This is a genomic window from Arthrobacter sp. HY1533 (assembly GCF_027568515.1).
Taxonomy (GTDB): domain Bacteria; phylum Actinomycetota; class Actinomycetes; order Actinomycetales; family Micrococcaceae; genus Specibacter.
In genome coordinates, this window is sequence record NZ_JANKZF010000017.1 from 45,205 (window position 1) to 60,810 (window position 15,606).

Sequence of the window (15,606 nt, forward strand, 5' to 3'; positions counted from 1 at the left end):
TCCTCCTACAGGCTTTCCACGATTTCGAGCGGCGCCAGCGTGGTGCCGTCCCAATACAGGGCTTCCACTTGCGGGGCCGAGACGGCTTTCCCGTCACGGAATCGCAAATTGGACGGCACTTCTGTTAGCGGGGTGGTGATGGTTTGGGCTACACGGTGCAGGACGGTGTCGTCGAAATCGACGTACCAGGTGGGGCGGCCTTGCGTGCACCCCTCGAGGTGGATGCCGGTCACGGCGGTCCCGCACGTGCCGGTGACGGTTTCGAGCAGCGATCCGAAATAGGAATAGATTTTCAGTTCCTGCACGCCGGTGGTCCGGTTGACGGTCCACAGGCACCCGTACCATTGGCCGGGGGTGATGCGCCGGTTGGATACGGCCGTGGTCACACCGTCGACCGCGCGCAGCCGCCAGTGCCCGGCGTCGTCGAGCCCGACAGCTGCCTGTGACACGGCGGCGGGGGTCTGCAGCTCCAAGACAAGCCGGTTCGTGTCGGGCCAGGCGCTGGGGCGGATCCAGCCTTTCCAGTAGACGATGGCGCCGAAGCTGCCGCGCTGTGTGCGCAGCGCGTACTGACCCACGAACCGGCCGCAAATGGTGCTGCTGGCAAAACCGTTGGGCGCGTAGCTGCCGCTGCCGTCAAATGCGGAGTAGTACCCGTTGCCGTCCTCGCGCTGCAGCGGTGACCCTGCCAGACCGTCGTAAGGGCTGGTCCGGTACGGGTCGGTCGGGCCTTGCTGGTCCGGGTCGACTTGCACACCGGTGAGCATGAGGACCGTGTCGGCGGTACTGGTGTCATCGAAATAGCAGAACCAGGTACTGGCTCCCTGCAGGACGCCTTCGCGCTGCTCCACGATGGTCCCGGCCGTGCCGGTCCCAATGATCTCCTCCAGAAATTCCCCATCGGGATCATAGAAGCGGGCCGACTGGGCACCCGTTGCTGTGTTGTAGGTGTACAGGATCCCGTACCAAACGTTCGCCGTGAACACTGTTACGGACGTGGCCGTGGTGGTGCCGGACGTGTTCCGGAGTCGCCACTTGGAGGTGGTGTCGACGCCGAGGGAAACCAGGGTCACGGCGGCGGCGTTGCGCCAGTCCACGATCATCCTGTTGCTGTCCGGGGCGCTTCCCGCCTTGAAGTATCCGCGCCAGTAAAGCGTGGTGGCCGAGTACGTGGCGGCGGTGATGAGGCTGCTTTGGCCCGTGAATTTTCCACACGCCGCATCCGCCTTCGCCCCGGCCGCGTACACGGCCGAGCCGCCGCTGCCAGTAAAAACGGAGGTGCCTCCCTGGGCGGCGGCCGTGATCGCGAAACTGTTGGTGCCCTCGTATGCGGACGTGCGGAAAGTGGTCACGTGAGCCTCCGCAGGTAGATGCCTTCCACGGCGCCGGGTGCCGGCTGCGCACCAGCAGCCAGCACCCCGCGAATGGGTTCACCGATGTTGGGTGCGGTGACGAAACCGTCGTCGGCGCGCACGTTGAATAGGACGGCCGCGCCACCAGAGTCGGTGACTTGGATGGCGTTGACACCGACACCCCAGTTCCGGATCCGGAAAAGGGTTTTGCTGTTGAGCGCGTTTTGGATGCGGGGGAAAGCCTCTTCGTTCAGGTACCACACCAGCTGGCCAACATCGGGTGTCCCGGATGCGACCGAGTTGCGGGCTTCCATCAGGTTCGCGTCACCGGTTGCCGGCAGCCCACCGAACAGGGACCGCAGGGAAAGGATGGTTTGGCTGCGGGCCGTCTGCTGCCACACGATCGGCGGAATGACCGGGGTGCCACCGCCACCGCCGCCGCTGCTGATGGGCGGGTCGACCCATTCGGCGTCGTAGTCGGCGCCCGAGGTCTTGGCGAGGACTTGCCCGGTGGTGCCGCCGGCAGGCAGCTGGTCAACGCAGGGGATCGGGATCCGGAAGTCACCAGAAACCCAGTCGACCACTAGCAGACCGTCATAGCGGAACCAGTCGATGATGCCTTCCGCGTTCACCACCAGCTCGTTGCCGCTGATCGGAATCCCGTTCAAGTCAAAAATGGCCAGAGGGGTGGTTGCTCCTGTATCGGTGGGTGCGAAAACTTGACCGACTGTGCCTGGCGCGGCCTGGGTTTTGTCCGCATTGATGGCAATTACCGCTGCGAATGTACTCATCGTTTTCTCGCTTACAGGTAGTAGTCGATATTGACGAAAATGTTTGCGTTTTTAGGAACGCTCGTTGAAATTCCCGGCTGTGAGCGGGCGGAAATCACGCCAGATCCGGGCGACAAAGCAACATTGATGGTTGCTTGGTAAGGGGCTCCGCCACCGGAAATTTGCCCCACGAGGTAACGCAATTGCGCTGCGGCGCTGCGAATACTTGGGGGAATGACGGACCCAATCACGGTGTAGTCCGGATTGGTCAGCGCGAATGCTGTGGCGCTGGTTCGTGTCAAAACTATCTGCCCTGTCACATGCCCTCGCCCGCTGCTTGTGTCCAGCGTCAGGTCACCAGTGATTGACCAGCCGGTAACACCTAGGGGCGTGATCTTCGTAGTCCAGTCCTTCAACCAGGCGCCGGCACTGGCGGCCGTGACCGAGTAAACCCACAGGGCTTTCTGGATCATCAGCGTCGTGCCTACCTCGTCGAGGTATTGCATGGCGAGTTCATCGACGGCGACCATGCCGCCGCCGGATCCGGACCAGCAGCGCAGGTCAATGATTTCTTGGATCGTGGTGGATCCTGATTTCACTTTGACGAGCGCGATCGGCTGGTCGTCCTCGGTGCCGTATCCGGTGTCACGGGTGGGGATGCCGCGGGTGGCCGAACCTGTGACTACTTCGATGGTGGTGGTGTTGGTGTTCCAGTCCCGGTGCACCACGATGAGGTCGTAGCGGTCACCGGATCCCACGGTCGCCAGGGATTTGGTCACGGCACTGTCGCTGATGTCGTAGACGCCCTTGCCCCAGCATTCGCCTGTCCCGATGGACACGGTGCGGTCGCCGGCGGCAACTGTGACTTTGAGATCGTTGATGCCCAAAACACCGTAGTTCGCTCGGCCCACGCGCAGCGCAGCCTTTGACCATGGGGTTTCGGCCACGCTGCCGTCGTAGAAATAGCTGGTGAATGCCATGGCGTTACCTCGATTTCAGGGTTCGGACAGCGCGGAATGCTGCGCTAATGGATTTCGTCAGGGTCACTGCCGGGTCGTTGCTGCGGTCCCCGAGGATGGGGTTGGTGACGAGCCCGTTGGCTTTGTCCCACTTGATCGACGCCTCGGTGACGGCCTCCGTAATGACCACACCGGGCCGCACTTGGACCGGCATCAGCTGGCCAAGGCGGACACCGTTGGGACCCATGAAACGGAAGTTGGCTGTCTCGGATAGGGACAGTGAAAGGGATGCGGTGGAGCCGGTTGAATCGACCGTGTTCTGCACACGGTTGGCCAGGATGGTGTCGTCGCTGGCGTCCCGGGCATCCCGGAAAACCTCAATGATCCGGCCGGCGGCCTCGCGCCCGGCCACGGTCTGCCCGATGAAATGCCGGGCCGTCCCCTCACCCTGGCCGCCGCCAATGACTCGGGTGGCGGATGGGCCAGACAAGGAGAAGCTGCCCTTCTCGAGGATCCCGGATTCTTCCGTCAGGGTCCGCGGATAGGTGGTCTGCGCGTAGCAGTCCACCACGAGGCCGGAACCGACCTGCTGCACCGTGACGCAAATGCCGGCGTCCGTCAGTGCGGGGTACAGCACATCGGCAAGTTTCTGCATCCGAATACTGACACCGCCGGGGATCGTCGCCCCGCGGTTCAGGTTGGTTGCGCAGGTCACCGGCAGGCCGAGGCGCGTGATGCAATTCTTCGTGACCAAGTCCTTGAGGATGGTTTCCGCGTTGCCGGTCTTGGTGTAGTAGGCCGCCCCACTTTGGGATGACAGGGCCGCGCCAGGGACCGGCCAGCCTTGGGTGTCCCACAGCAGCACCTTGTCCTCAACAAAGTTGATCGTCGGGAATCCCGTCCGGGATGGGATGAGACCGTTGTCGGTGTCCACCCATCCGGACATCAGAAACTCGCCCTTGTACTCAATGACCAGCCGAGCCCCGTTGTCGAGGTCGGTGACGTCACCTAGGCGTGGGTCGGTGGGGGACAGGGTGATGGTGCCGGTCCCCGGCAGAAACGCCCGGGGGTGAAGGTCCAGTTTTACGGGTGCACCAATCCAGCCTTTGCGATGGTATGCGCCATCGTAAACCGTGATTTTCAAGGGCAGCACGGCCACGACGTCACCAGGCTCTCTTGAACAATGGGGAAATTTCGATGTCCACCGCGCCGGTCCCAGTCATAGAAAGGGCCAGCTGCAGGTTCAGGCCGGGCGGGATCGGCATGTTGAAATCTGCCGCACCCAAATCACCGGACCGGTCCACCACACCGGACAGTGTCCGGGTAGTGTCGTCCCAGTCACCCAGCAGGCAGGTCTGCGCGGTCGGGTGCGTGTCGATCACCGCGGCCTCACCATCCGCAATCGTGAAAGGAACCTCGATTGACATTCCACCGATGCCGACCGTGGCCGACGTGGTCGGCCCCAGAATAGTCCACACCGGGAAGGCGTTCACCTCGCCGGGATTCGACACTGTGGCCGTGGCCAGCGACTTGCCCGAGCTGATGGTGACGATGGGTCCGGAAAAGAACGGGGCCGGTGACGCTGCCACGAACCGGCGCCGCACCGGGGCGCCCTCCCAATAGGGCTGGTTCGCGATGAAGTTCAGCCCGTAGGTTTCGATGCCGTACTTGGACGGGTCGACGTCGAAATCCTTGTTTCCGTCGTCGACGTACCGGATCCGCAGGTTCCGGGCTTCGCCGTTGGGTTGCCGGACTGTCCAGATGCCCGGCTGTTCCGTGTCCATGGTGCGGAAGAATGCCCGGTCGTGGGCGATCCATTCCGCGCTGCTGGTGTTCCGCCAAACCGCCAGCGGCCAGAAAACCTTGCGCTCTTCCACACTGGATCCGAGGTGCTGGGATCCAGCAACGGCCGGGGACGATTTGGAGTAGATCGTGGTGGGTGGTGTGCCGAAGCCACGCACCCCGGGCAGCAGGGCGACCCCGGAGGTGGCAGCGTTGAGCTGCCACACGGAGCCGTCCCACCCGGTCCAAGTGAGGACCATGCCGGGCCAAGGGTTGTCGACGATGGGCGCCGGCGGGACCGGTGCCGCCAAGGGGGAGACCAGAACGAAAACGCCCATTTAGATGACCTTCCCTTCGTTGCGGAGCCCGGCCACAGCCGAAGCGTCAGCCAAGTCCTGCTCCCATTTCCGCGGGGCCTCTTCCGGATCGAAACCATAGACATTGCCGTGGTAATTCACTTCCGGCCCCTTGCGCCCCGCACCAGACGCCTCGAGCTGGGCCCCAATGCTTGTGAGGTTGCTGGCGTCGGCTTGCCCGACGCGCAGCTGCCCCACATGGTGCCCAGTCACGGTAGCCGTGACCCGGTTCAGGCTTTCCTCGAGGTTCGGGATCTGGTCATCCAAGGACTCGACCAGGCCGCCCATGATCCAGCCGCCGTGGGGCCGCAGCAGGACACGGTCCAGAGACTCGGGGCCTTTGTGGTCCGCGATCCAGCCGGCGATGCCGCCCACGAAATCGGTCACCTTCCCCCACACGGACATCAGCCCGTCATAGAGGGATTGGATGATGGACTGTCCGATGCCGAAAAGCCGGCCGCCGATGTCACCAATGGCGCCCAGCACCTGCCCGCCGAGGCCGCTGAAGAATCCGACGACCTGGCCGATGGCACCAGACACCCCGTTGACGATGTTGTTCCAGGTGCTGGAGAAGAATCCGCCGATGGCGCCCAGCACCCCGGAGACGACCGAGCTTGCATTGTTCATGCCGCTCGAAATCACGGATACAACAAAGCCGATTACATTCCGCACAATGGAAAGGTAGAAATTGAACATTCCGGAGAAGAAACTACCAATAGCATTCAGGACATTTGAGACAATATCGCGTGCCGTATTCAATCCGATTTGGATAATAATTCCGAAAACGAGAATTGCGGTACGCACAGCGGTGACAATATTGTTCCAAATTGTGGAGAAGAAATTTCCAATTGCATTCAGGACATTTGAAACAATATCGCGTGCCGTGTTCATTCCGACTTGGATAATAATTCCAAATACGAGAATCGCGGTTCGCACGAAATTCACAATATTGTTCCAGGCGTCAGAGAAGAATCCGACGATCCCGGCCCACACACCGGACCACCATGCAGCAACCGTGTTGACGATGCCGACAAGCCAGTTGACGAAATTGCCCCAGATCGTGGTCACAAACGAGACCACCGAGTCCCAGTTCATGACCAAGAAAACGATGATTGCGATCAGTGCCGCGATGGCAAGGATGATCAGGCCGATCGGGTTCGCGGACATTGCAGCGTTCCACAGCCACTGGGCCGCGGTGGCCACACCCATCGCCACCGACGTCGCCACGAGGGCGACACCGTGGGCGATGTTCGCGACCGTATGGGCAATAACCTGCGCGACGGCCGGGATCCGGGCCAGGAATCCGGCCCGCTGCTGCCCGTTGGACACGGCCATAGCCGCCGCCAAGGCGTTATTCGAGTTGGCGAGGGCAATGTTGGCCACAACACCGGCCGCCTTAATGGGCAGCGCCCCAATTTCAGCGAAGTTCGCTGCCGTCTGCCCGGTGCGGTAGATCAGGAAAGCGGCCGCCAAGGCAACCACGATCGGGGTTAGTAGTTCCGTATGGTCGGCCAGGAATCCCATCGCGTCGGCCGCAATCTGGATCAGGGGGGCCAGCAGCGGCAGGGTGTTGCCTATCAGCAGGCCCAGCTGGGTTCCAACAGCCCCGATGTGGGAGCCTACGGTGATCATGACCATGCCGAGCGGCTGGGCAAGGTTCTGCAGGGCCGAGAAAATGGTCCCGATGTTGCCGCCCAGGCCCTCGAAATTGCCGTTCTGGATACCGCTGAAAAGCGACTTGAATCCGTTGCCGATGGCGACCAGTACGGGCTGCACGTAGTCCCACACGTTGCGCGTGATCAGGCCCAGGTGTTCCAGCACGCCGGCGAAACCAGCGGAGGTGACTTCGTCGCCGCCCTCCTTGAATGCGAAGCCGAACGCGCGGATCCCGCCAACGACCTCGTCGAGTGCGGCGAGGGTGGTGGTGGCGAAGTTCGCGATGTAGGGCGTGGCTTTGCCCTGAAACCACTCCCCGAATTGGGTCATGGACGGGCCAACACGGGCGTTCAGCCCGTCAAAAATGAGGGTGATCTGCTGGAAAACGTTCTTCACCAGAGGGAAAAACCATGAGGTCATGGACACGCCGACACGGGACATTGCTGCGCGCATGTTGTCGTAGGCGCCGACCGTGGTGTCACCGGACTTGAGTGCGGATCCGCCGATGTTCTCGCGCAGCACGCGCTGGAATGTGGCGGCGTCCACTTCGCCCTTGGAGACCATTTTTGTCATGGCCTCTTGTGAAACCCCGTAGGATTTCGCCAGCATCGGCATGACGTACAGGCCGTTCTGCGCCATCTGCTGCACAACGTCGCCGGTGAGCTTCCCCTGCCCGGCAACTTTGTTCATCATCTGGCCCATGGAATTCAGGTCAATGCCTGCTTGGGTCGCTGCGTCCGCGGTCAGGGACAGGAACGCTGTCAGTTCCTTGCCCGGGGGGATTGCCGCACCAATGGCGCCGGCCGCCACCGTGGCCGCGTCACCGAGGCCGAAAGCGGTCCCGCGCACCGAGTCCAAGGCGTTGCCCATCACGGCCGACACCTGGCCCGTGGACAGCTTCAGGCCCTCGAGCTTGGTTGTGGCGCCCTCGATGTTCAGCTGCCGGTCAATGCCGCCCTTGACAGCCATGGAGCCGATGAGCCCACCAATGGCGGCCACACCGGCCCCAGCAATGCCAACAACACGGCCAGCGATACCGCCGATGCTGGAAATGAAACCGCCGGACGCTTTCGCGCCGGCGGCCTCACCAACACCAGACATTCCCTGCGTGATAACGCCTTCGGCGCCTTTGAAGCTGGGGATCAGGGAAATGTACGCCGACGCAAGTTCAGCATTTGATGCCGGCACAACACACCACCCTTGTTTAGTTTTGGTTCCAGCCCAGCAGGGCGTCCATTTCGTCCATCGGGACGGGCTTGCCTACGAACTTGTCCGGGGTGCTGGCCTTCACGCCGGGCCGTGGCAGCGGGTCCGGGTAGGTGGCCCGGTCGTTTCCGCCCAGGCGCTGCAGCAGGTAGTTGCCGACCGCTTGCATATCGAACATGCCGGCCAATAGCTGGGGGATCAGTTCCCATTGCTCGTCCATGGTGGGCGGGTGCACCATCCGGTGCAGGGCCGAGTCCTTCGGGCTGAACTTCACGAAAATTCGCAAGTCCCGCCACGTGAGCGCTGCGGTGCCGAGCCAGTCAAGGCGCAGCCCGGCCCGCAGCAAATCGTTTTCGAGGGCCTCCCCGTGCGCCAGGATCAGGTCGCGGAGGCCGAAGATTCCCCCACAGTGATCCCGGACGCGTCCTGCCATGCCGCCATCAACGCCTCGAGCTGTTCACTGTCCTCAAGCAGCGGGAAAACATCGGGCAGGTATTCCCGGAAAAGGCGGATACCCATGGCTTCCTTGTCGGTGTTCCCGTCGAGGTCGATCACCAGGGACGGCTTGATGAACTTCATCAGCGGAATCGAGTAGATCTTCTTCGACCCGTGCAGGGTGAATTCGAAACGGTTCTGCTTGATGGATGCTTTGGATGCGGGTACTTGGTAAACCATTGCGGGTCTCTCCTAAGTGGGGTGCGGGTTGATTGTTCTGTGGTGGGGGTGGTCGGCGGAAACCCGCAATGTAAACGCCGACCACCCGGTTTGGGGCGGCGGTTAGGGCGTGATCTGCCCGTCGTCGCTGAACTGGACGAAGTAGTTGCCGTTGGCGTCCGGGAACGCCTGCAGGGTCAGTTCGAGACTGGCAACCTTGTCGTCGGTGTAGGAGGTGTCACCGATGTCCATGACAACGATGTCGGGGAAGTACAGGCGCAGCTTCTTGCCGCCGTCGTTGAAGATTTCGACGATCATGGCGCTGTGCGGGGACAGGTCCGAGGTGCCTTCCACAGCCAGCAGGTTGCCCTTGGTGGAGGTGGCGGCCGTGGCGGTGACGTGCGAGGCACCGTACACGGTGGTCTGGGCTTTGCTGTTGAGGAATTCGGCCAGGCCCAGCTTGACGGTGACGTCGTAGCCCTTCTTGGTCAGTGCGATGGAATCGCCGCCCCAGGCGTACACGACGCCGGTGTTGCGCTTCTCGGACTTGACCACACCGGAATCCGTCAAATACCCGAGGGCATTGAATGCGGCGTCGAGTGCGGTGGTGGCGTCGGTGGGTGCCGTGGCCCCGACCGTGGCGACCAGCACGCCGCCGGTCACGAGCGGCTTGCCGACAATGACGTTGTTTTTTGAATTAGCCACAATCGGCTCCTTTATGAAATTTTGCGGGTTTCAGGTTTTTAGCCGGTGATGACGACGCCGCGGATACGGACCCAAAGCGTCATGGTGTACCGGATGTTCGAGGTGATCGGGTCTGGCAGGTTCACAGGCCCGGACAGCTCGGTGACGCCGAAAATCATTCCGTCCGCCGCGTTCAGCCATGCCCGGGCTGTGGACAGCAGGGCGACGGCGTCAACCTCTTTGGTCGCGTAGGCTTCGAGCGTGATTTGGGCGCGGTCACTGATCAGGGTTTCGTTGGTGCCACCGGTGCGGACCACCTTCAAAAACTGGGCGGGCAATGTTTCCGGCAGCTTGGTCCCCATCGCCACGGCGCCCATGTAGTTGAGCAGGTACGTTCGCACGACGGCCTCGGCGTCCCGGAACTGGACGGCTTCCATCAGCCACCCCCGGCGTCCAGGGCCCGGGTCAGGGACCGGTCTCGCGCCTCGGATTTCCGGGCAACATTGTCGCCGGTGCTGACGCGCCCGTGCGCTCGGTTCGGGCCGACCGTCACTTCGACGTCCCACTGGCCGGGGCCGGCAGCCGCCGCGATGGCGTTTAGCCGGCGCTTGATTTCAGCCTGAACTTCCGGCGATTTCAGAATGGCTTCGAATGCGGGGCTGTTGTATTCGATGCGGTCAATTTTTCCGCTCATGATCAGCCCGCCCATTTCTGCAAAAGGATCCCGACATAGTCGGACGGCTGGCCGGTCTGCCAATCTTCGGGCGTGCCGTAGATGGTGTACTCGACGCCTTTCCATTCGACGTGCTGGTACGTGTTCACGACGGTCCCGGCCGGGGCGAACACCGTCCAGGCGACCAGTACGGAATCGCGGCCGAGGAGGAATTCCATGGATGCCCCTGGCTGCACGTCACAGCCCCGGACGTCGCGCCGCGTGACCGAAGGGCTAGTCCAGTCCCTTTCGTCGTTGCCGTGCCCGTCGTCGGCTAGTGGGGCCGTGAGCAGGGTGACCGTGGCCCGGCCCGGGGGGCGGCTCACGACGTCCTCGCTTCCCGGTACGAGCCCAAGACCAGCAGCTGCATCGGGGAAAAAATGTCGCTCGCCTTGTACGTTGCGGAGCGCTGCCCGACCCGGTCCGACACAATGCCGGCCGGGGTGTTGTACATGGACGCTGCGCCAGCGGCTACAACACCAGCCAGTCCCTCGGGGATTTCAGGGAATCCATGCGTGTAGGTGATCCGGATTTCGTCCTGGCCACGCGGCCATGTGCAAGAACCAGCCCCCCGCGGGGCGGGAGCAATCTCGCCGGTGGACGGCAGCAGCCGCCACGCACTGAACTGCAGCTGTGTCCAAGTACTGTCGTTAGCCATGGTCTCAACCAGTGACACGGACACGACGGGGAACTGGCGGGGGACAATCACCCCGCCTTTCATCGTCAAATATTCCGTCGTTGACCCCAGCGTGAAGTCCTGCCCGGTGTAGCTTCGGACGGCCTCGGAAACCACACCTAGCCACAGCAGCGCAGTCGGATCCGCTGGATCCAACCCGTCCTCACCTAGCCCGAGGGCGGTGCTTACCTGGGCCACGGTGGCAAGGTTGCTCATGGTCCCTACTCCTTCGGATCGGCTGCCTTGATTTCAGGAACGGTGTTGGCCGCATCAACGGCGGGTTGGTGCTGGGCGCGAAGCACTTTCGCCTCGGCCTCGGAAAGCCAGGACGCGGTGACGGTGACGACCTCGGGCAGCTTGTATCGGACAACCACGTCCTGCGCGGGCGAATATGGATCGTTGACGCTGGTGAATCCCACACGCTCGGGCTCGGGCTCGGGCAGTTCTTCCGGGACAGGTTCGGCCGGCGCGGGTTCACCGTCACCGGACTCCTCCCACGGTTCCGGGGGTGCCGTGTCCGGGGCGCTGTCGGCCCCTGTCGCGGCTGCTGGATCGGCGACGGCCTCGGGTACCGGGGCCGGTTCAACAGCCGCGACAGGGGTGGTTTCGGGGGTTTCTTCTTCTGCCTTCTTACGGGGCATGGCGGGTCTCCTAAGTTCGTGGCGCACAACGGCAGCGCCCCCAGCGAAAAGTGGGGGCGCTGCCGTTGTGCTGTTTGCTGGGCCTAGACGGCTTCGCCGTAGACGCCGAGCGTCAGTGACTGTCCGGCGCTGCCAGACACGGTGTATGCGGCGCGGACGTAGCGGTCGATCAGGCCGACTACCTTCACACCCGAGTCGTTGGCCGCGGTCTGGGCCGTGAGTGCCGAACCAACATCGGCCCATCCGGTGCTGCCGTCGTGGCTGGTCTGGACCTTCACCGTCACAGACGGCGAAGTTCCGGCCACGGCGGTCACGACGGACTGGATCCGGATGGACGCCTTGTTGTCCAGGCGCACAGCCGGGCCGTTGCCGGTGACCGTGACCACGGTGCCGGCGGGGAGCAGGACAACATCGTTGCCATTGTTTGCAAATGCCATGGTGATGCGCCCCCTTACAGGCCGGTGACCAGGCCGAAAGCGCCCGGTCGGTAGACAGCGAGGCCGACGCGTTCCTCGGCGCGGACTGCGGTGAGGTTCCGCTGGAAGAAATCAGCATGCGAGTTGCTGGCCTCCACGGTCAGGCCGCCCTTGCGGAAGATCTGGCCGCCCTGCTGGAACGCACCAACGAGCGCGGTCTTGTCGGCCATGGCCGGGGAAACAGCAACGCGCTTGCCCCACAGGGCCTGGCCGACCATGTCCGCGAACGGGCCGTTTGCGTAGTACTGGCCCTGGCTGTTCTTGGCGAGCATGATTTCGCCCCAACCCAGCGGGTCAATCGCCAGTGCGTCCGGTTCCAGGAACTGGGTCACACGGATGGCGGTGATCTGCCGGTAGATGGCGTCCATGCTGTTGTCCGAGCCAGTCGACGGGGCGGAGCCCTTGACGACCGTGGTGGCCAGGCCGCCACGATTCAGCAGGCCAACGAGGTTGGACCCGGTGCCGTCGCCGTTGAGCAGCTGCGCCTCTTCGGCCAGCTTCACGAACAGCAGCAGACGGGCGTCGATGTACGACCGGGCCTGTGCCCAGTCCTCGAGCATTTCGTCCGAGATGGGCAGGAACGTGGCGATCTTGTGCAGCACCTCGTCGACCTTGCCGAACGACAGGGCGGACTCGGGCTTCAGGTTTCCTTCAGCCACGGTGGCGGCAGCGTTGGTGACCGCCGTTTCCACGAGGTACCGGATCAGCGGTGTGGTCGTGGTGCCGGCAGGGAAAAGGTCCGCGATGGTGAGCGGCTTGAACCGGATGTCGACGATGCCGGGCAGCACGGTCGGCTGTCCGACCGGGGCGAAACCGGGGCCGGGGGCTCCAGCGTTTCCTTCCGTGAAAGTTGTCTTGACTTCGACGTCGCCGGAGGACCAGCTGCCGCCCTTCAGGCCGCGGTCCATGAGGGACTTGTACCCGTCGGACTGCACGAACTGGGATCCGATGGAACCGAGGGACTTGGTGTCCTTGTCGTCGGCACCGTCCTCGACGTGGGATCCGGTGGCGGCCGCGTACTGGGCGCGCTTTTCCTCCACGAAGGACAGGGCGGCGACTTCGTCCTCCCACTTCTTGATGTCGGCTTCGATACCGGACTTGCCGTCCTCGCCGTTCAGTGCGGTCTTCATTTCCGCGAACGTCATGGTCGGGGATTCGGCCACGGCCAGAGCCTTGAGGCTCAATTCCCGGACCTTGTCCTGTGCTTCTTTGAGCGTTGCCATTTGACTAATTCCTTTCGAGGTTTAGTTGGCGAGCGTGATTTTTGCGCGCAGGCCCAATGCCAGGGCGCGCTTTTTCATTGATTCGAGTTCTTCGGATTCTTCGATCCGGTCACCGGATGGGTTGCCTGCGGGGGTCGCTGATTTCCCAGTCCCGTCCGCGGGGGTCACATCCGAGCCAGTCGGCTCGCCGTCGTCCTCGCCATGGCCGCCCCGGGGGGAGGTCACTTCTTCCACAGACACCGCCGCCGGATCCCCCACGAGGGTCACCGTCTTGCCGTCGTCCGTAAAATCCTGTTGGAAGGTGCCGCCACCTTCGCTGTCCTCGTACACGAGGTAGCCGCCACCATTGCCATCCGGAACGGTGCCGCGCAGCCAAACCCACGCGTCACTGTTCGCGTTCCGCAATGCTTGGGATGCGCGCTCCTGCGTGGCCTCGAGGCTGCCCGCAAGCGCCTTGAACTCCGACCCGCCGGCGGATTTCTCAGCGCTGCAGGCCGCACCAAGCGCAGCCGCGCCGTCGTGGATGGACTGGATCGCGTCCGCGTCGGCCTTGCTGTTCCGAGCCCCGGCCTTGAAACCCTTGCTGGACAGCACCAACGCCTCACGGTTCGAGGGGATCGCCACGAACGCACCGTTCAGCAGTTCGCGCTTCACCGACGTCACGCCGTCCTTGGTGGACTTCTCCGACATGAACGCCACCGACGTCGTTCGGATGTGCCCCTCGTTCACAAGGGTCCGCACCTTCTGCGCTTCCGGGATGCTGGAATACGTCCCATCGACAACCAGGTTCCCGGTGTCCTCGTCCAGGTACGGGGCGCCGGAACCGACACAACCCGCGACCGTCATGGCGTGGTCCTGATCGAACGTGATGTGGCTCGGCAGCGGCTGCTTCCACTCGTCGGGCAGCAGGGTCTCCCCGTCCCGGTCCTTCGTGGGCGCCGACAAAATCACCTGAAACGTGCCCGGGAAATCTTCATCCGTGCCCGTGGGGGTGATCGTCGCGTCCTTTCGGATGATGTTTCCCATGGCTATTGCTCCTTATCGTTTCCGGCAGTGCGCGCTGCAGCAGCAGCCCTGCGCGAGGTCCGGCCATTCGGTTTCGGTGGGTTCGGGATGATGCCCTGCTTGACCGGGGCCGGCGTGTCCTGCTCCCCGGGCGGAACCGGATCAGCAGCAGGGGCGGCAGGCAGTGCCAGCTGGGGTTTCGGCGCACCCAGCAGCTGCAGTGCAGAGTTGGCAAAAACGACGTCCATGTTCGGGTCTTTGATAGGTTCGAGGCCCATGATCACGCGAGCCTCGTTGCCGGTAGTGATACCGCCCTGGCGCATGGTTGTTGCCGCCGTGGATCGTGTTTCGTAGTCGCCGCGCAGGACGTCGTCCATGTTGAACCGGGTCACTACGCGCGTGTCCCCGGTGCGGGGGTAGAAGTCCGGGACCAGTTGCCGATTCACGGCAGCCTCAAGCTCCGTGAACCACGGCGCCATCGTGTCCCTGTACTGGCTGCGCAGCTGCTCCGTGACGTTGGAAAATGTGGCGTGATCCAGGATGTGAACCACCAGCGGCGAAATATCGTAGGCCGCGCATACCTCTTCGCGGTTCAATCTCCGAGATTCGACGTACTGCATTTCTTCCATGTTCAGCTGCATGATGTGAGGGACGATGCCCTCTTCAAACAGCGAAACGCTGCCCGTGTTCTCGGCGCCGCCCATGCTGGCCTCGGCCTGCGTTTTCAGTCGCTTCTGCGCGGGCTCCGAAAGGCTATTGGGGTGGGTCAGGATCATGGACGGGCGGGCACCCTTGCGCCAGAATGACGCCGTGGCCCGCCGGCTGGCGTCCTCATTCAGCAGCGTCATGCGCAACGCCTCGAGGTTCGACAGGCCGCGCGCCACCGTGTCCGGGTTGTATGCGGTGAACACAACAACGTCCTCAGCCGGCAGGGGTTTCATGGCCTCGGCAGTCTGCCCACCAGGCGCATACACATACTCGAGCTGGCCGTCCTTGTTGCGGCGTACAATCACGTTGGCCGGGTGCATCGGCCAAAGTTCCCGAACCTCGTTGTTAGGCCCACGAACCTTCCGCCAAAACGACTCCCCAAAAATGTCCCGGGTCGAGGACGTCCACCGCCACAGGTCAAAACCGGACATTTCAGGATTCGGATCCTGCATGAGCGCGGTCAGCGCCCCGTCCTCCGCGGACTTCAAAATGCCCTTGCCCTGCTTCAAAACGTCGAACGGCATCCGGGCCGTGGCCATGGCCCGCTTGCGAACCACAACACCGACCCACAGCTGGGCTTTGTACAGGGCTCCGTAGCTGGCGAAAGTGTTCTCGAGTTGCAGGTGGGAGCCGCCGTAGTAGGAGGCGTTCGCGAACATGGGGGACAGGTCCGCCAGGGATCCGCCGGGGGCCGGGGTGATGGTGCCATTGGACAGAAACACGGTCAGCCCCTTTGTGAGTGCGTC

General features: G+C 63.1%; 18 protein-coding genes. All 18 read right to left on the reverse strand.

The features are described 5' to 3' along the window. Positions 1-5 precede the first annotated feature (5 nt). A complete protein-coding gene (locus PCK14_RS13390; RefSeq protein WP_269939004.1) occupies positions 6-1,352 on the reverse strand; it encodes a hypothetical protein in 1,347 nt (448 codons plus the stop codon). Further along, on the reverse strand, positions 1,349-2,143 hold the full coding sequence (locus PCK14_RS13395; protein WP_269939005.1) for a hypothetical protein: 795 nt from the start codon (positions 2,141-2,143) through the stop codon (positions 1,349-1,351). The genes PCK14_RS13390 and PCK14_RS13395 overlap by 4 nt, the downstream gene beginning before the upstream one ends. 11 nt (positions 2,144-2,154) lie before the next feature. Beyond that, on the reverse strand, positions 2,155-3,102 hold the full coding sequence (locus PCK14_RS13400; RefSeq protein ID WP_269939006.1) for a hypothetical protein: 948 nt from the start codon (positions 3,100-3,102) through the stop codon (positions 2,155-2,157). Between the two features lie 4 nt (positions 3,103-3,106). Then, a complete protein-coding gene (locus PCK14_RS13405) occupies positions 3,107-4,240 on the reverse strand; it encodes a Gp37-like protein (RefSeq protein ID WP_269939007.1) in 1,134 nt (377 codons plus the stop codon). Between the two features lie 4 nt (positions 4,241-4,244). Next, a complete protein-coding gene (locus PCK14_RS13410) occupies positions 4,245-5,201 on the reverse strand; it encodes a hypothetical protein (RefSeq protein ID WP_269939008.1) in 957 nt (318 codons plus the stop codon). Beyond that, positions 5,202-7,976: a tape measure protein gene (locus PCK14_RS13415; protein ID WP_442864720.1), complete on the reverse strand. Its 2,775-nt coding sequence runs from the start codon at positions 7,974-7,976 to the stop codon at positions 5,202-5,204. A 103-nt stretch (positions 7,977-8,079) separates the two neighbouring features. Beyond that, complete coding sequence (locus PCK14_RS13420) at positions 8,080-8,514, reverse strand: hypothetical protein (protein ID WP_269939009.1); 435 nt, start codon at positions 8,512-8,514, stop codon at positions 8,080-8,082. Beyond that, on the reverse strand, positions 8,460-8,756 hold the full coding sequence (locus tag PCK14_RS13425; RefSeq protein ID WP_269939010.1) for a hypothetical protein: 297 nt from the start codon (positions 8,754-8,756) through the stop codon (positions 8,460-8,462). Before PCK14_RS13425 ends, PCK14_RS13420 begins: the two co-directional genes overlap by 55 nt. A 102-nt stretch (positions 8,757-8,858) precedes the next feature. Beyond that, a complete protein-coding gene (locus tag PCK14_RS13430; protein ID WP_269939011.1) occupies positions 8,859-9,440 on the reverse strand; it encodes a phage tail tube protein in 582 nt (193 codons plus the stop codon). 38 nt (positions 9,441-9,478) lie between these two features. Continuing rightward, the gene (locus tag PCK14_RS13435; protein WP_269939012.1) at positions 9,479-9,856 is read right to left on the reverse strand and encodes a hypothetical protein; all 378 of its coding nucleotides are present in this window, start codon (positions 9,854-9,856) and stop codon (positions 9,479-9,481) included. Further along, positions 9,856-10,128 (reverse strand): hypothetical protein, encoded by a 273-nt coding sequence (locus PCK14_RS13440; RefSeq protein ID WP_269939013.1) that lies wholly within the window; start codon positions 10,126-10,128, stop codon positions 9,856-9,858. Before PCK14_RS13440 ends, PCK14_RS13435 begins: the two co-directional genes overlap by 1 nt. Continuing rightward, on the reverse strand, positions 10,116-10,310 hold the full coding sequence (locus tag PCK14_RS13445; protein ID WP_269939014.1) for a hypothetical protein: 195 nt from the start codon (positions 10,308-10,310) through the stop codon (positions 10,116-10,118). Before PCK14_RS13445 ends, PCK14_RS13440 begins: the two co-directional genes overlap by 13 nt. Before the next feature lie 143 nt (positions 10,311-10,453). Then, entirely contained in the window at positions 10,454-11,023 is a 570-nt protein-coding gene (locus PCK14_RS13450) for a hypothetical protein (RefSeq protein WP_269939015.1), read from the reverse strand. A 5-nt stretch (positions 11,024-11,028) separates the two neighbouring features. Then, a complete protein-coding gene (locus tag PCK14_RS13455; RefSeq protein ID WP_269939016.1) occupies positions 11,029-11,448 on the reverse strand; it encodes a hypothetical protein in 420 nt (139 codons plus the stop codon). A gap of 83 nt (positions 11,449-11,531) precedes the next feature. Then, positions 11,532-11,885 carry a hypothetical protein gene (locus PCK14_RS13460; protein ID WP_269939017.1) on the reverse strand — a complete coding sequence of 118 codons (354 nt, stop codon included), beginning with the start codon at positions 11,883-11,885 and terminating at the stop codon, positions 11,532-11,534. Positions 11,886-11,899: 14 nt separating this feature from the next. Then, a complete protein-coding gene (locus PCK14_RS13465) occupies positions 11,900-13,147 on the reverse strand; it encodes a phage major capsid protein (protein ID WP_269939018.1) in 1,248 nt (415 codons plus the stop codon). Between the two features lie 21 nt (positions 13,148-13,168). Continuing rightward, positions 13,169-14,173 carry a hypothetical protein gene (locus PCK14_RS13470; RefSeq protein ID WP_269939019.1) on the reverse strand — a complete coding sequence of 335 codons (1,005 nt, stop codon included), beginning with the start codon at positions 14,171-14,173 and terminating at the stop codon, positions 13,169-13,171. Between the two features lie 2 nt (positions 14,174-14,175). After that, a complete protein-coding gene (locus PCK14_RS13475) occupies positions 14,176-15,582 on the reverse strand; it encodes a phage portal protein (protein ID WP_269939020.1) in 1,407 nt (468 codons plus the stop codon). Positions 15,583-15,606: the final 24 nt, after the last annotated feature.

Bases quoted from the DNA above. Each gene is read 5' to 3' on its own strand.
- PCK14_RS13395 (WP_269939005.1), bottom strand. From the start codon at position 2,143: ATGAGTACATTCGCAGCGGTAATTGCCATCAATGCGGACAAAACCCAG.
- PCK14_RS13400 (WP_269939006.1), bottom strand. From the start codon at position 3,102: ATGGCATTCACCAGCTATTTCTACGACGGCAGCGTGGCCGAAACCCCA.
- PCK14_RS13410 (WP_269939008.1), bottom strand. From the start codon at position 5,201: ATGGGCGTTTTCGTTCTGGTCTCCCCCTTGGCGGCACCGGTCCCGCCG.
- PCK14_RS13415 (WP_442864720.1), bottom strand. From the start codon at position 7,976: ATGTCTGGTGTTGGTGAGGCCGCCGGCGCGAAAGCGTCCGGCGGTTTC.
- PCK14_RS13420 (WP_269939009.1), bottom strand. From the start codon at position 8,514: ATGGCAGGACGCGTCCGGGATCACTGTGGGGGAATCTTCGGCCTCCGC.
- PCK14_RS13425 (WP_269939010.1), bottom strand. From the start codon at position 8,756: ATGGTTTACCAAGTACCCGCATCCAAAGCATCCATCAAGCAGAACCGT.
- PCK14_RS13435 (WP_269939012.1), bottom strand. From the start codon at position 9,856: ATGGAAGCCGTCCAGTTCCGGGACGCCGAGGCCGTCGTGCGAACGTAC.
- PCK14_RS13440 (WP_269939013.1), bottom strand. From the start codon at position 10,128: ATGGGCGGGCTGATCATGAGCGGAAAAATTGACCGCATCGAATACAAC.
- PCK14_RS13445 (WP_269939014.1), bottom strand. From the start codon at position 10,310: ATGGAATTCCTCCTCGGCCGCGATTCCGTACTGGTCGCCTGGACGGTG.
- PCK14_RS13450 (WP_269939015.1), bottom strand. From the start codon at position 11,023: ATGAGCAACCTTGCCACCGTGGCCCAGGTAAGCACCGCCCTCGGGCTA.
- PCK14_RS13455 (WP_269939016.1), bottom strand. From the start codon at position 11,448: ATGCCCCGTAAGAAGGCAGAAGAAGAAACCCCCGAAACCACCCCTGTC.
- PCK14_RS13460 (WP_269939017.1), bottom strand. From the start codon at position 11,885: ATGGCATTTGCAAACAATGGCAACGATGTTGTCCTGCTCCCCGCCGGC.
- PCK14_RS13465 (WP_269939018.1), bottom strand. From the start codon at position 13,147: ATGGCAACGCTCAAAGAAGCACAGGACAAGGTCCGGGAATTGAGCCTC.
- PCK14_RS13470 (WP_269939019.1), bottom strand. From the start codon at position 14,173: ATGGGAAACATCATCCGAAAGGACGCGACGATCACCCCCACGGGCACG.